Source organism: Pseudomonas sp. nanlin1, assembly GCF_045571515.1.
Classification (GTDB): Bacteria; Pseudomonadota; Gammaproteobacteria; order Pseudomonadales; family Pseudomonadaceae; genus Aquipseudomonas.
In genome coordinates, this window is the sequence record NZ_CP124218.1 from 4,191,784 (window position 1) to 4,205,272 (window position 13,489).

Annotated in this window: 14 protein-coding genes; 8 read left to right on the top strand and 6 right to left on the bottom strand. The window is 59.6% G+C overall.

Going from position 1 to position 13,489, the window contains the following annotated elements; all coding sequences use genetic code 11:
• The first annotated feature begins 26 nt into the window (after nt 1-26).
• Nucleotides 27-461 carry a hypothetical protein gene (locus QCL65_RS19290; protein WP_407311566.1) on the top strand — a complete coding sequence of 145 codons (435 nt, stop codon included), beginning with the start codon at nt 27-29 and terminating at the stop codon, nt 459-461.
• Entirely contained in the window at nt 458-862 is a 405-nt protein-coding gene (locus QCL65_RS19295) for an META domain-containing protein (RefSeq protein WP_407311568.1), read from the top strand. The genes QCL65_RS19290 and QCL65_RS19295 overlap by 4 nt, the downstream gene beginning before the upstream one ends.
• Nucleotides 863-870: 8 nt before the next feature.
• Here the strand turns inward: QCL65_RS19295 and QCL65_RS19300 are convergent, their stop codons facing one another.
• Complete coding sequence (locus QCL65_RS19300; protein WP_407311570.1) at nt 871-1,350, bottom strand: TlpA disulfide reductase family protein; 480 nt, start codon at nt 1,348-1,350, stop codon at nt 871-873.
• Between the two features lie 84 nt (nt 1,351-1,434).
• Here QCL65_RS19300 and arsC point away from each other — a divergent pair, with 84 nt between their 5' ends.
• Genes arsC through QCL65_RS19315 form a run of 3 tightly spaced genes read left to right on the top strand, consistent with a single transcriptional unit; the run spans nt 1,435 to nt 3,055 of the window.
• Nucleotides 1,435-1,788: an arsenate reductase (glutaredoxin) gene (arsC, locus tag QCL65_RS19305; protein WP_407311572.1), complete on the top strand. Its 354-nt coding sequence runs from the start codon at nt 1,435-1,437 to the stop codon at nt 1,786-1,788.
• Nucleotides 1,785-2,384: an NAD(P)H:quinone oxidoreductase gene (gene wrbA, locus QCL65_RS19310; RefSeq protein WP_407311574.1), complete on the top strand. Its 600-nt coding sequence runs from the start codon at nt 1,785-1,787 to the stop codon at nt 2,382-2,384. The genes arsC and wrbA overlap by 4 nt, the downstream gene beginning before the upstream one ends.
• Nucleotides 2,384-3,055 carry a DNA-3-methyladenine glycosylase I gene (locus QCL65_RS19315; protein WP_407311576.1) on the top strand — a complete coding sequence of 224 codons (672 nt, stop codon included), beginning with the start codon at nt 2,384-2,386 and terminating at the stop codon, nt 3,053-3,055. Before wrbA ends, QCL65_RS19315 begins: the two co-directional genes overlap by 1 nt.
• A 12-nt stretch (nt 3,056-3,067) precedes the next feature.
• Here the strand turns inward: QCL65_RS19315 and ttcA are convergent, their stop codons facing one another.
• A complete protein-coding gene (ttcA, locus tag QCL65_RS19320) occupies nt 3,068-3,892 on the bottom strand; it encodes a tRNA 2-thiocytidine(32) synthetase TtcA (protein ID WP_407311578.1) in 825 nt (274 codons plus the stop codon).
• Nucleotides 3,893-4,046: 154 nt separating this feature from the next.
• Between ttcA and QCL65_RS19325 the strand changes: the two genes are divergently transcribed.
• Nucleotides 4,047-4,538: a SprT family zinc-dependent metalloprotease gene (locus QCL65_RS19325; RefSeq protein WP_407311580.1), complete on the top strand. Its 492-nt coding sequence runs from the start codon at nt 4,047-4,049 to the stop codon at nt 4,536-4,538.
• 62 nt (nt 4,539-4,600) lie between these two features.
• Here QCL65_RS19325 and QCL65_RS19330 read toward each other — a convergent pair whose 3' ends face one another.
• The 4 genes from QCL65_RS19330 to QCL65_RS19345 form a co-directional block, all read right to left on the bottom strand.
• Nucleotides 4,601-5,938, bottom strand: coding sequence for a dicarboxylate/amino acid:cation symporter (locus QCL65_RS19330; protein ID WP_407311582.1), 1,338 nt, complete (start codon nt 5,936-5,938; stop codon nt 4,601-4,603).
• Nucleotides 5,939-6,237: 299 nt separating this feature from the next.
• Entirely contained in the window at nt 6,238-7,584 is a 1,347-nt protein-coding gene (locus QCL65_RS19335) for an ATP-binding protein (protein ID WP_407311584.1), read from the bottom strand.
• Nucleotides 7,581-8,258, bottom strand: a complete 678-nt coding sequence (locus QCL65_RS19340) for a response regulator (RefSeq protein ID WP_407311586.1) — start codon at nt 8,256-8,258, stop codon at nt 7,581-7,583. The genes QCL65_RS19335 and QCL65_RS19340 overlap by 4 nt, the downstream gene beginning before the upstream one ends.
• Nucleotides 8,259-8,362: 104 nt before the next feature.
• Nucleotides 8,363-8,965: a hypothetical protein gene (locus QCL65_RS19345; protein ID WP_407311588.1), complete on the bottom strand. Its 603-nt coding sequence runs from the start codon at nt 8,963-8,965 to the stop codon at nt 8,363-8,365.
• A 190-nt stretch (nt 8,966-9,155) separates the two neighbouring features.
• On the opposite strand from QCL65_RS19345, the gene QCL65_RS19350 reads away from it, so the two are divergent.
• Together QCL65_RS19350 and QCL65_RS19355 are read left to right on the top strand one after the other, a co-directional pair.
• Complete coding sequence (locus tag QCL65_RS19350; RefSeq protein WP_407311590.1) at nt 9,156-9,866, top strand: 4'-phosphopantetheinyl transferase; 711 nt, start codon at nt 9,156-9,158, stop codon at nt 9,864-9,866.
• A 655-nt stretch (nt 9,867-10,521) separates the two neighbouring features.
• Nucleotides 10,522-13,404 carry a ribonucleoside-diphosphate reductase subunit alpha gene (locus QCL65_RS19355; protein WP_407311592.1) on the top strand — a complete coding sequence of 961 codons (2,883 nt, stop codon included), beginning with the start codon at nt 10,522-10,524 and terminating at the stop codon, nt 13,402-13,404.
• Nucleotides 13,405-13,489 lie beyond the last annotated feature (85 nt).

Here is a 13,489-nt window from a genome sequence, read left to right on the forward strand (position 1 = left end):
GCATGACGCGCAGATTTGGAGGACCCATGGTCGAACACGATTTTCGCTTTAGCCTGCTCAACCCTCAACATACCCTGATCGAGTGCCGCGCCTTGGCGCCTGGCCGCTATCAGGTCACGGGCAACGGTGGCTCGATCCACAACGATGACGCCCTGCTGGTTACCCTCAAAGGCAGCAAGGACTTATCCATGCGCCTGCAGGTGGAAAAGGTCAGGCACTTGATCAACCCGCCCGGGCAATGGGTCGCGGTGGCCAGTGGGCCGGTGTTTGGTGAACTGGTCATTCATCAATGGCAGGTCAAGTGCGATGCCTGTGCCAAGGTGCTAGACCTCGAGTTCGCCGTCGACAGCAAACTCGGCAGCAAGGCCCAGAAGCCTGCCGCCACGGCGCGCCTGGCCGAACTGGGTTGGGCCAGCGAAGGCGGTAAACACTTGTGCAGGACGTGCAAGGAGGCTGCGTGAACAAGCTCTTTGCCGCAAGCCTGATCGGCGCTACGTTGGCGGGCTGCGCCAGCGAAGCCCCGGTGTTACAGCACGACCGCAGCTACGTGGTGGAATGGATCGGCGAACGGCCGCTAATCGACAACAGCCACCTGACCCTAACCCTGGCCAACGACGGCCGGGCCTATGGTAACGCGGGCTGCAACCACTGGTTCGCCCCCTACACTCTGCAAGGGCAAAGCCTTGCCTTCGGCAAGCCGGGTAACACCCGCAAGCTGTGCGCCCCGGCCGTGATGGAGCAGGAACAGCGCTTTCTCAAGGCACTGGAGACGGTGCAGCGCTGGGACATCTCCGGCACCGAGCAAGTGCGTTTCTGGCCCGCCGAAGGCAAGCCGATCCGGTTGTGGCTAGAGGACCTGTAACGGGCCTTTCAGGGTAGCGCTTGCAATGCCACTAGTTTGGCTTTGATCCCAGCGGCAGTTTGCTCACCCAAAAGCCGCTCGCGGACCTTGCCCTTGCCGTCGATGATAAAAGTGGCAGGCAACGCCTCGCTGCGCTCGAGCGCGAAACGAGCCGCCGGATCGTCGGCCAGCACGGTGAAGGTGATGCCCAGGTCGCTGCTGGCTTTCTTCAGGTCGTCACCGCGCAAGCCATCGTAATTCACCCCGAGCACCCGTACCCCCTGCCCCTTGATGCCTTTCGAGTCGTTGGCGAGCGCATTCAGTTCCGGGATTTCCGTGCGGCACGGCCCGCACCATTCAGCCCAGTAATTAACCACTAACCAGTGGGAGTCCAATTCCCGCGCGGCGACTGTTCGACCGTTTTGGTCTGGGCCGTAATCGGCCGCTCGGCAACCGCCCAATAGGGCAGCGACGAACATCAACGAGGCAATGGCGTAACGTACTGGCATGGTTGGGTCCTGGGTCACGGGCGACGGCAAAAGATCGCGCTCGGGGTTAGAATAGCCGCCCCACCCGGCTGGACGCGAATGCTGATGACTGATCTGACCCTCTATCACAACCCACGCTGCTCGAAATCCCGTGCGGCGCTGGAACTGCTCCAAGCGCGCGGGCTCACACCCACGGTGGTGCGCTACCTGGAAAGCCCACTGGATCACGCCACCCTCAAGGGCCTACTCGCCAAACTGGGCATTGACGCACGGCAACTGTTACGCCGGGGTGAAGACGAGTACCAGGCGTTGAACCTGGCCGACACGACACTGGACGAGAACCAGTTGATCGCCGCCATGGTCGAACACCCGAAGTTGATCGAACGGCCCATCCTGGTCGTCGGCGACAAGGCCGCCATTGGCCGGCCTACGGACAAAATCCTGGAGATCCTGCCGTGACCACCTCTTATATTCTGGTGCTGTACTACAGCCGCCATGGCGCCACTCGCGAAATGGCCCGGCAAGTCGCCCGTGGCGTCGAGTTGGGCGGCCTGGAAGCACGTGTGCGTACCGTACCGGCGGTGTCCAGTGAATGCGAAGCGGTGGCGCCCGCGATTCCCGAAGCCGGTGCCCTATATGCCAGCCTCGACGACCTCAAGGGCTGTGCCGGGCTGGCCTTGGGCAGCCCGACCCGCTTCGGCAACATGGCCGCGCCCCTCAAGTATTTTATCGACGGTACCAGCAGCCTCTGGCTGGGCGGCGAGCTGGTGGGCAAACCGGCTGGGGTGTTCACCTCGACCGCCAGCCTGCACGGCGGCCAGGAAACCACCCTGCTGTCGATGCTGCTGCCCCTGCTGCACCACGGCATGCTGGTGACCGGCCTGCCCTACAGCGAGTCGGCGCTATTGGAAACCCGCGGTGGCGGCACCCCTTACGGCGCCAGCCACCACGCCGGTGCCGATGGCAAGCGCGCGTTGGACGAGCACGAAATCGCCCTGTGCCGCGCCCTCGGCCAGCGCTTGGCAACTACGGCCGCGAAACTGGACATCGCCTGATGCAGGATTACAAATGGCTCCATGAGTACTGCTTGAACCGTTTTGGCTCAGCCAAGGCGCTCGAAGCCCACCTGCCCCACGCCAAGACACCGGCCCAACTGCGCAAGATCAGTGCCGACCGTTATTTATCGACCCTAGCCCTGCGGGTCTTCCGTGCAGGCCTGAAACACAGCCTGGTGGACGCTAAATGGCCGGCCTTCGAACAGGTTTTTTTCGGATTCGACCCGGAGAAAGTCGTGCTCATGGGTGCCGAACACCTGGAACGGCTGATGCAGGACACCCGTATCATCCGTCATCTGGGTAAGCTCAAAAGCGTCCCGCGCAATGCCCAGATGATCCTCGATGTGGCCCATGAACACGGCAGTTTCGGCGAATTCATCGCCGACTGGCCAGTGACTGATATCACCGGGTTGTGGCAGTACCTGAGCAAGCAAGGTAACCAGATGGGCGGGCTATCGGCGCCGCGCTTCCTGCGCATGGTGGGCAAGGACACCTTCATCCCCACCTGGGACGTGGTTGCCGCGCTCAATGCGCAGCAGATCGTCGATAAGGTGCCTAGCAGCAAACGCGACCAGGCCGCCGTTCAGGCTGCCTTCAACCAGTGGCACAGCGAGAGTGGCAGGCCGATGTGCCAGCTCTCGGCGATGCTGGCCTTCACCGTCAACCACTGAACGGATGCCAGCCTAAAGGTTGATCACATTGGGCACCCGCATTGGGGCGCTTTCATCGATCTTCAGGCTGGCAAAATCGAACAGACCGCGGTCGGCCAGTTGCGACGGCACCACATTCTGCAAACTACGGAAAATGCTATCGGTACGCCCTGGGCTTTTGCGTTCCCACTCCACCAGCATCTCCTTGACCACTTGGCGCTGTAGGTTCTCCTGGGAGCCACACAGGTTGCAGGGGATGATCGGAAACTGCTTCATGTCCGCATAAGCCTGAATGTCTTGTTCGGCGCAGTAGGCCAGCGGGCGGATCACCACGTTGCGACCGTCGTCGGCGCGTAGCTTGGGCGGCATGGCCTTGAGCGAGCCGTTGAAAAACATATTGAGGAAAAACGTCTCGACGATATCGTCGCGATGGTGCCCCAGGGCCATTTTTGTGGCCCCGATTTCATCGGCGAAGTTATACAAGGTGCCCCGGCGCAGGCGCGAGCACAGCGAGCAGGTGGTCTTGCCTTCGGGTATCAGCTCTTTGACCACCGAGTAGGTGTCTTTCTCAACGATGTGGTACGCCACACCCAATGCCTCCAGGTAGGCTGGCAAGACATGCTCTGGAAAGCCGGGTTGTTTCTGGTCCATGTTGACCGCGACGATTTCGAACTCGATCGGCGCGACCTTTTGCAGGTGCAGCAGCACATCGAGCAGCGTGTAGCTGTCTTTGCCGCCGGACAAACAGACCATCACCTTGTCGCCGTGCTCGATCATGTTGTAGTCGGCGATCGCTTCACCGGCCTGGCGACGCAGGCGTTTCTGCAGCTTGTTCTGATTGACTGTGAGGGTGCCCATAGCGCTCGAGATCCGCGAGAGGTTGTCAAAAGGCGGCTATTTTACGCACTACCGCCATTACTGTCCTGCCCCCACGGGGCGTTTCTTTATGACGAGTGGTTCAGCATAGCGCCAGGCTTGCGGCATAATTGCCGCCTCTGGAGTGTGTGTAAGAATGCCCGAGCAACTCAATACCCGCGTCGAAAGCTGTTTCCAGCAGGCTGAAAGCTTTTTCAAGCGGCCGTTCAAGCGCCCGCTGGTCAGCTTCAAGCTGCGCGGCCAGAAAGCTGGAGTGGCGCATTTGCAAGAGAACCTCTTGCGCTTCAATCTGCAGCTTTACCGCGACAACAGCGAAGATTTTCTCAAGCAGACCGTGGCCCATGAAGTGGCCCACTTGGTCGCGCACCAGCTGTTCGGCCCGCTTATTCAGCCCCATGGCGAGGAATGGCAACTGATCATGCGTGGGGTCTATGAACTACCGCCCCACCGCTGCCATAGCTACGACGTGCCAAGGCGGCAAGTGCTGCGTTATATCTACAAGTGCCCGTGCGGCACTCACTTTCCATTCACGGCCCAACGCCATCGCCTAGTCCGCCAAGGCCGCCGGTACCTGTGCAAGGGCTGTCGGCAAGGCTTGGTTTTCAGTGGTGAAACCCGAGTCGAGTAAATCCCAGGCAAAAAAAATCGGGGCCCGGCGGTAACCCGCCCTGGCCCCGATTTTCTGTTTTCTTACACCTGTGGCGTGGTTGGCGCAGGACCTTCAGCGACACCCAAGTCATCATCAGGACGACCGTCGACGATGGCACGGCCACCGGAAGCCAGCTCGGCATCCATCTGATTGGTATCCAGCTCACCGACCCACTTGGCAACAACCAAGGTAGCCACGGCGTTACCCACCAGGTTGGTCAGTGCGCGCGCTTCCGACATGAAGCGGTCGATGCCCAGGATCAGCGCCAAGCCGGCGACAGGCAGTTGGCCTACAGCCGACAGCGTGGCAGCCAACACGATAAAACCACTACCGGTCACACCAGCAGCGCCCTTGGAGGACAGCAGCAACACTGCCAGCAAAGTGATCTGGTGAGTGATGTCCATGGTGGTATCGGTCGCTTGGGCGATGAACACTGCAGCCATGGTCAGGTAGATCGACGTGCCATCCAGGTTGAACGAGTAGCCAGTAGGGATCACCAGACCCACTACTGATTTCTTCGCGCCCAGACGCTCCATCTTGATCAGCATACGCGGCAGGGCCGATTCCGAGGAGGAAGTACCCAGCACGATCAACAGTTCCTCACGGATGTAGCGGATCAGCTTGAGGATGCTGAACCCGTGGGCGCGGCCGATGGCGCCCAGCACGATCAGCACGAAGGCAACGCATGTCACGTAGAAGCAGATCATCAACTGACCCAGCTGCACCAGCGACCCTACACCATAGGCACCGATGGTGAACGCCATGGCCCCGAACGCACCGATGGGCGCCAGTTTCATGATCATGTTGATGATGTTGAACATCGCGTGGGCGAAGCGATCGATGATGTCCAACAACGGCTTGCCGTAGGAACCCAGGCGATGCAGGGCAAAACCGAAGATCACCGAGAACATCAGCACTTGCAGGATATCGCCCGTGGCGAACGCACCAACGATAGTGTTAGGAATTACGTTAAGCAGAAAACCGATGATGCTTTGATCCGCACCTTGGCTCACATAGCCGGCGATCTTCGACGCATCCAGGGTGGAGACATCGATGTGCATGCCAGCGCCGGGCTTGACTACGTTGACGACGACCAGGCCGATCACCAACGCCAGGGTAGAAACGATTTCGAAATACAGCAGCGCGTAGCCACCGGTCTTGCCTACCGATTTCATGCTCTGCATGCCAGCGATGCCGCTGACGACCGTACAGAAAATGATAGGGGCGATGACCATTTTGATCAGTTTGATAAACCCATCGCCTAATGGCTTGAGTTTAACCGCCGCTTGCGGATAGAAGTGGCCGATCAGAATACCGATGATGATCGCGACGATCACCTGGAAATACAGCGATTTGTACAGTGGCTGACGAGTCGTCATTGCAAGTTCCTCAATGTATCGCTCGCACCCGTTCCTGGGTACTTGCAACACTTTAAGCACGACCCTCCTAGTGATGGAGGGATTTGTTTTGGGCGAACTGCGCGATGGCAGCTCTGCAGGATGCATTGCAAGGCCCGCGCCAAAATCGAGGAAGTGTCTGTATCCGGGGGGTGTAGCGGTAGGTGCCATCAATATGGCCATCATCGCAGCAGAAATTCTGGCGGGTTTCCGCCCTTATTTCAGCTGGATCCCATGGAGATGGCGGTAATCCGCCGCCCACATTTGTCCTGGTATCGGTTTCAGGTATTTTTAAAACGGATGCGGAAGGCTGCGCCGCCCAGAGAGGATTGTTCGAGGGTAAGTTGCGCGTCGTAACTTTCGATAATGTCTTTGACCACGGCCAGCCCGATGCCTTGGCCAGGGTTTTGCCGGTCAAGGCGTTCTCCCCGTTGCAGAATACGCGCCCGCTGGTCGGCAGGTACGCCTGGGCCGTCGTCTTCCACGCATAACTCCAGGCCATCTTCCGACCAGGCCAGGCTGACGTGCACTTGGCTCAGGCATAAGCGGTAGGCGTTTTCCAACAGATTGCCTAACATCTCCAACAGAGCACCCTGCTCGATCGGCACATAGCTTTGCGCAGGTATGGTGAAGCTCACCGCCACCTGCTTGTCGCGGTAAACCTTGTCCAATGTGCTGCACAAGCTGTCGAGCAAGGGCTGCAACTCGACCCGGTGACGTACCAGGCCACTCTTGCGCAGGCTGGCACGTTGCAATTGGTAGCCAATCTGCTGGCTCATGCGCTCGATTTGGGTTTGCAGGATCCGGGCTTGTTCGATGTCTTGCGGGCGTAAGGCGATGGTCTCGCTGACACTCTGCAACACGGCCAGCGGGGTTTTCAGGCTGTGGGCCAAGTCGTCCAAGGAATGACGATAACGTTCGCGCTGATGACGCTCGTGCCGCAACAGGCGGTTCAACGAGTTGGTCAAGCGCAACAGCTCCCGCGGGTGCTCCTCACTCAAGCCGTCGCGGTTGCCCGCCTCGACTTCGTCCAGCTCGCGGCTGAGCTGGCGTAAGGCGCGCAGCCCCCAGGTCATGCCGATCCAGAGCAAAAACAGCAACGCAATCAGCGCCGCTCCGAATCCCAAGAACAGGTCTTTGCGCAACACACTGATGATTTTCTGATATTCGCGCACCGGCTGCAGGGCGACGATGCTGTAGGCCGCGCTACGCCCACCGAGCAACTTCACCTCCACATCGTAAACGAAGAACTCCTCGCCATCGGCCTGGCGAATATGCGCGAATTCGGTGCCTCGGCCGTCGTAGCGTGGTTGATAGTTGATGTTTTCCTCGGCCGTCGCCCGCGAGCGCCAGACCAGAGCACCGTTGCGGTCATAGATATAGCCGAGCAGGCCGCCATCGGGCAGGTTGAACTGCTCATCCGGCAACACACTGGGCATTTGCAGACGACCATTTTCGATGCGCGCAGCGGAAATCAGCGTGGTCACATCGGAGGCCAGGCGCTGCTCGATGGACTCCTGCAAGGCCAGGCTGAAGGCCTTCTGCAACGCAGGTAGAAGGCCCAACATGAACAACACTGCCAGCAACGCGCCGGCCAACATCAGACGCAGCCGCAGCGAACGGATCACCGGCAGCGCTCGGTGAACAGGTAGCCCATCCCCCGCACCGTATCGATAGGTCGAAACCCGTGCGGGCCCTCGATCTTGCGCCGCAAGCGGCCTACCAGTACTTCGATCACATTGGGATCGCGCTCGTCGTCGTCTGGATATAACTGTTCCATCAGGCGCTCCTTGGGCACCACCTGCTGGTGGTGGCGCATGAGGTATTCGAGGATGCGGTATTCAAAAGCGGTGAGCGCCACTGGCTGCTCGCCGAGGGTCGCCTGCTTGCGGTTGAGGTCGAGGGCCAAGGGCCCTGCGCTGATGGTTGACTGGATGAAGCCACTGCTGCGCCGCAACAAAGCGTTCATCCGCGCTTCCAACTCTTCGAACTGGAAAGGCTTGACCACATAATCGTCGGCCCCCGCCGCCAGGCCTTCTACTTTATCTTGCCAATTACCCCGTGCGGTGAGGATAAGGATGGGAAACACCTGGCCCTGGCTGCGCAACTGCCGGATGAGATCCAGCCCCCCCATGCCCGGCAGACCCAGGTCGATCACTGCCAAATCGTGGTTGAACTGTTCAGCCTGGTATAGCGCCTCTTCGGCGTTCGCCACCGCCTCCACCACGTGGCCACTTTCGCCGAGGCGGGTACGCAAATGATGACGTAACAAGGCTTCGTCTTCGACCACCAGCAGTTTCATAAATGCTTGTCCTCCCTCTGTGACAGCGCTGCTCGCACCTAGCCTGCACACACGAAAACGCCGGGCCCACGATGATCGCGATGGCCCGGCGGTTTGCGTTTAACCTAAAACGCGTAGTTAGCGGATACGTACATTTGGCCAGTACTGCTCAGGTCCATAGAGCCAGCTTTGCGAGCGCCATGGGGGACCATTTCTACGCTAGCGTTGGTACGCAGGTAACGATACCCCAGTTCCATCGACATATTGTCGCTGACTTGTTGCAAAAGACCCGCCTGTACGCCGAAGGCATAACCGTAATTGGTGTCACGGCTATAGCCCTTGGACTCCTGGCTAAGCTTGGTAGTGCCTGCGCTGCCCCCTAGGAAAAGTTTAGTCCCAGTGGCGGCGGGGAAAAACAGATCGTAGCTGCCCAGCAGATTCTCTTGGCGCAAACGGACGCCATTGTGGCTACCGGATACGTTGTCGTAGGTGACATAGTAGCGGCCGACGTCATTCTGCTGGCCGAGGCGCAGACCCCAGGTGCCCTCACTGCCGATCACGCCATTGACGTTGGGGTTATCCAGATTTTTGTCGAGCTGGCTGGACTTGGTGATTTTGTTATCGGTCTTGCCGTAGGTCAGGCCGATGAATGTATCGTCGGCAGCCTGGGCCAGAACACTGCTGCTAGCCAGTGCAGCGGCAGCCATCAATTTTTTGAAGTGGTTCATGGTGTCTCCTTCGCGACAAGGCGCTTTGGTTTGGTGTGGCGCCAGAATAGGGAAGCTTCGCTGAACATCGGCTGAACCCTCTCTGAACCACGCCTGAACCAATTTCAGGCAATGCCTCCCACCTGCCGCGCGCACTCGGTCCGCCAGGGCCTCTCGCTAGCGGCCGGATAATCCGGCAAAATGCGCCCCCATGAATATTGCCCTTCCCCGCTGTTGCAGCCCGCTGCAATTGCATTGGCCATTGCCCACCGCCCTGCCCGGCGCGGTGCTGGCCAGTTTGCATTTCGACCCTACGCAAATGGCACCCGACGATTTCATCAGCGCCGGGATTGCACCGCCGCCGTCCGTGCAACGCTCGGTACCCAAGCGCCAAGCGGAATTTCTCAGCGGCAGGGTGTGTGCCCGGCATGCTCTGCGCCAACTCGATGGTCTGGGTTATACCCCACAAATTGGCGAAGACCGCGCGCCCGTCTGGTCTGCCCAGCACTGTGGTTCGATCACCCATGGCCAGGGTTGGGCCGCTGCAGTGGTCGCCAAGCAAATTGACTATCGCGGCCTCGGGCTGGACGCCGAGCCCCTACTGCCGGTGGAGCGTGCCGAACGCTTGATGGGCGAGATTTTGACCCCCTCCGAGTTGCAGCGCCTGGCGCCCAGCCAGCTGGCAATGAGCGTGACCTTGACGTTTTCACTCAAGGAAAGCCTGTTCAAAGCGCTCTACCCCATTGTCCAGAAGCGGTTTTATTTCGAGCATGCCGAGCTGCTGGAATGGGACGAGCAAGGCCACGCCAGGCTGCGTTTATTGACCGACCTGTCGGCCGAATGGCGCAGCGGGGTGGAACTGGACGGCCAGTTCTGCCTGCACGAAGGGCACTTGCTGAGTTTGGTCAGCGTGGCCGCGTGAGCCTGGCTGCGCATTTACCCTGAGGCGCCCAACGTGCCAATTCGCGGGGGCCATAGAGGCTTCAGGTGGCAACCGGCGCGATAGGCACGTGTTGTGCTAGCCGAACTCAAGCGGTAAAGCGCGAAAGTGAACCCTGACCAACGGTGTATTCGACCCTCAGCCAAGCCAGATGCGGCCTACACGGATGCAAGACCTTTCGCGCACAAAATACTCACACGTTATCCACAGCCGACAATCTTGCAATAGGCCTCAGACCGCTTTATCTTGTATCCCGCGCTTGGGAAAACACTACATGTTGGGTTTTACGCTAAAAACCAAGCACAACTCAAACGCCAAACTCAAGCCCTCATGGCCATGTTTTTATGAGTTTGCCCAAAGAATTTCACGCCATGCCCAATGAACGGCAGGCAACGGGTGCCCTCTTCTTGGAGAGCGGCACATGTATGTACAGAACCTCGGCGGCCGGGCTCAACCTGGCCGCCATCGCTTCGGCCAGGGATCGGCGGCGTACCGCGCTTTCCCCACTGTCCCGAGGCATTCAATGCCGACGGCCCCACCTCGAACCGGTGTGGGCTGACGGAGTTTCATTGTTTCAGGGCAGAACGGCAGGCACCCGAACGGGGCCTCATCCAACATAAAGAACGTGGAGACACCCATGCAGACCGATACAACTCGCGAGAACCCGCAGGCCAAGGCGCCGCAGGCATCGGATTCGAACCAGGATCTAGCCGCCACCGCCCCAGGCCAGCTGCGTGTGATCAAGCGTAACGGCACCGTCGTGCCCTACACCGATGACAAGATCACCGTCGCCATCACCAAAGCGTTTCTCGCAGTTGAAGGCGGTACCGCCGCCGCCTCGTCGCGCATCCACGATACCGTCGCGCGCCTGACCGAACAGGTCTCGGCGACCTTCAAGCGGCGCATGCCCTCTGGCGGCACCATCCACATCGAAGAAATCCAGGACCAGGTCGAACTGGCCCTGATGCGTGCAGGCGAGCAGAAAGTTGCCCGCGACTACGTCATCTACCGCGACGCCCGCTCCAAAGAGCGCGCCACCCGCAGCAACAACGACGGTCCGGCGCAACCGCACCCGAGCATTCGCATCACCCGCGCAGATGGCAACCTCGAGCCCCTCGACATGGGCCGTCTGAACACCATCATCACCGAGGCCTGCGAAGGCCTGGAAGAAGTCGATGGCGAGCTGATCCAGAAAGAAACCCTGAAGAACCTCTACGACGGCGTAGCGTTGACCGACGTCAATACGGCGCTGGTCATGACCGCTCGTACCCTGGTCGAGCGCGAGCCAAACTATTCGTTCGTCACCGCCCGCCTGCTGATGGACACCCTGCGCGCCGAAGGCCTGAGCTTCCTCGAAGTGGCCGATAGCGCCACTCACCACGAGATGGTCGACCTGTACGCCAAGGCCTTGCCTGCGTACATCGCCAAAGGCATCCAGTACGAGCTGCTGAACCCGGTACTGGCCACTTTCGACCTGGAAAAACTGGGCAAGGCGATCAACCACGAGCGCGACCAGCAGTTTACCTACCTGGGCCTACAGACCCTGTATGACCGTTACTTTATCCACAAGGACGGCGTACGTTTCGAACTGCCGCAGATCTTCTTCATGCGCGTGGCCATGGGCCTGGCCATCGAAGAAAAGCACAAAGAAGACCGTGCGATCGAGTTCTACAACCTGCTGTCGTCGTTCGACTACATGGCGTCCACGCCCACTCTGTTCAACGCCGGCACCCTGCGCCCGCAGTTGTCCAGCTGCTATTTGACCACCGTGCCGGACGACCTTTCAGGCATCTACCACGCGATCCACGACAACGCCATGTTGTCCAAATTCGCCGGGGGCCTGGGCAACGACTGGACCCCTGTGCGCGCGCTGGGCTCTTATATCAAGGGCACCAACGGCAAATCCCAGGGTGTCGTGCCGTTCCTCAAAGTGGTCAACGACACGGCCGTGGCCGTCAACCAGGGTGGCAAGCGCAAAGGCGCGGTGTGTGCCTACCTGGAAACCTGGCACATGGACATTGAAGAGTTCATCGAGCTGCGCAAAAACACCGGTGACGATCGCCGCCGTACCCACGACATGAACACCGCGAACTGGATTCCCGACCTGTTCATGAAGCGCGTGTTCGACGATGGCAAATGGACGCTGTTCTCGCCTTCCGAAGTGCCTGACCTGCACGACCTGACCGGCAAAGCCTTCGAAGAGCGCTACGAGTACTACGAAGCACTGACCGAGTACCCAGGCAAGGTCAAGCTGTTCAAGACCATCCAGGCTAAAGACCTGTGGCGTAAAATGCTCTCCATGCTGTTCGAAACCGGCCACCCTTGGTTGACTTTCAAAGACCCGTGCAACCTGCGCAGCCCGCAGCAGCACGTGGGTGTCGTGCACAGCTCGAACCTGTGCACCGAGATCACCTTGAACACCAACAAGGACGAAATCGCCGTTTGCAACTTGGGCTCGATCAATCTGCCTAACCACATCGTGGCCGGCAAGCTCGACACCGCCAAGCTGCAGCGCACGATCAACACCGCCGTGCGCATGCTCGACAACGTGATCGACATCAACTACTACTCGGTGCCCCAGGCCAAGAACTCTAACTTCAAGCACCGCCCAGTGGGCTTGGGCATCATGGGCTTCCAGGACGCGCTGTATTTGCAGCACATCCCCTACGGCTCGGACGCTGCAGTAGAGTTTGCTGACAAGTCCATGGAGGCTGTCAGCTATTACGCGATTCAGGCTTCCTGCGACCTGGCCGACGAGCGTGGCGCTTACGAGACGTTCCAGGGTTCGCTGTGGTCAAAAGGCATCCTGCCGCTGGACTCGCAACAGATTCTGATCGAATCCCGTGGCCAGAAATACATTGATGTCGACCTGAACGAAAGCCTTGACTGGGCGCCGGTCCGTGCCCGCGTACAAAAAGGCATTCGTAACTCCAACATCATGGCCATCGCACCGACTGCCACCATCGCCAACATCACCGGCGTATCGCAGTCGATCGAACCGACCTACCAGAACCTCTATGTGAAATCGAACCTGTCGGGCGAATTCACCGTGATCAACCCGTACCTGGTGCGCGACCTCAAAGCTCGCGGGCTGTGGGACTCGGTCATGATCAACGACCTGAAGTACTACGACGGTTCGGTGCAGCAGATCGAGCGTATTCCGCAAGAACTCAAAGCGCTCTACGCGACCGCGTTCGAAGTGGACACCAAGTGGATCGTTGACGCCGCCAGCCGCCGCCAGAAGTGGATCGATCAGGCCCAGTCGTTGAACCTCTACATTGCCGGTGCTTCGGGCAAGAAGCTCGACGTGACCTACCGCATGGCTTGGTACCGTGGCCTGAAAACCACTTACTACCTCCGTGCCCTGGCCGCGACCAGCACCGAGAAGTCGACCATCAGCACCGGCAAACTTAACGCGGTGTCCAGCGGCGGCGACAGTGCCCCAGTCCAGGCCGCCGGCCCAGCCCCCGTGCCGAAGGCCTGCGCCATCGACGAGCCGGATTGCGAAGCCTGCCAGTAAGCTGAACCTGGGAAGGGCTCGGGGGCAAGACCCCCTCCTACAATTAGCGACCTATTTATATATGAATATGTCGCGAACCGTAGGA

Coding starts and splice junctions, on each gene's coding strand:
- QCL65_RS19350 (WP_407311590.1), top strand. CDS start 9,156: ATGAATATTGCCCTTCCCCGCTGTTGCAGCCCGCTGCAATTGCATTGG.
- QCL65_RS19330 (WP_407311582.1), bottom strand. CDS start 5,938: ATGACGACTCGTCAGCCACTGTACAAATCGCTGTATTTCCAGGTGATC.
- QCL65_RS19355 (WP_407311592.1), top strand. CDS start 10,522: ATGCAGACCGATACAACTCGCGAGAACCCGCAGGCCAAGGCGCCGCAG.
- QCL65_RS19300 (WP_407311570.1), bottom strand. CDS start 1,350: ATGCCAGTACGTTACGCCATTGCCTCGTTGATGTTCGTCGCTGCCCTA.
- ttcA (WP_407311578.1), bottom strand. CDS start 3,892: ATGGGCACCCTCACAGTCAATCAGAACAAGCTGCAGAAACGCCTGCGT.
- QCL65_RS19325 (WP_407311580.1), top strand. CDS start 4,047: ATGCCCGAGCAACTCAATACCCGCGTCGAAAGCTGTTTCCAGCAGGCT.
- QCL65_RS19290 (WP_407311566.1), top strand. CDS start 27: ATGGTCGAACACGATTTTCGCTTTAGCCTGCTCAACCCTCAACATACC.
- arsC (WP_407311572.1), top strand. CDS start 1,435: ATGACTGATCTGACCCTCTATCACAACCCACGCTGCTCGAAATCCCGT.
- QCL65_RS19345 (WP_407311588.1), bottom strand. CDS start 8,965: ATGAACCACTTCAAAAAATTGATGGCTGCCGCTGCACTGGCTAGCAGC.
- QCL65_RS19340 (WP_407311586.1), bottom strand. CDS start 8,258: ATGAAACTGCTGGTGGTCGAAGACGAAGCCTTGTTACGTCATCATTTG.
- QCL65_RS19315 (WP_407311576.1), top strand. CDS start 2,384: ATGCAGGATTACAAATGGCTCCATGAGTACTGCTTGAACCGTTTTGGC.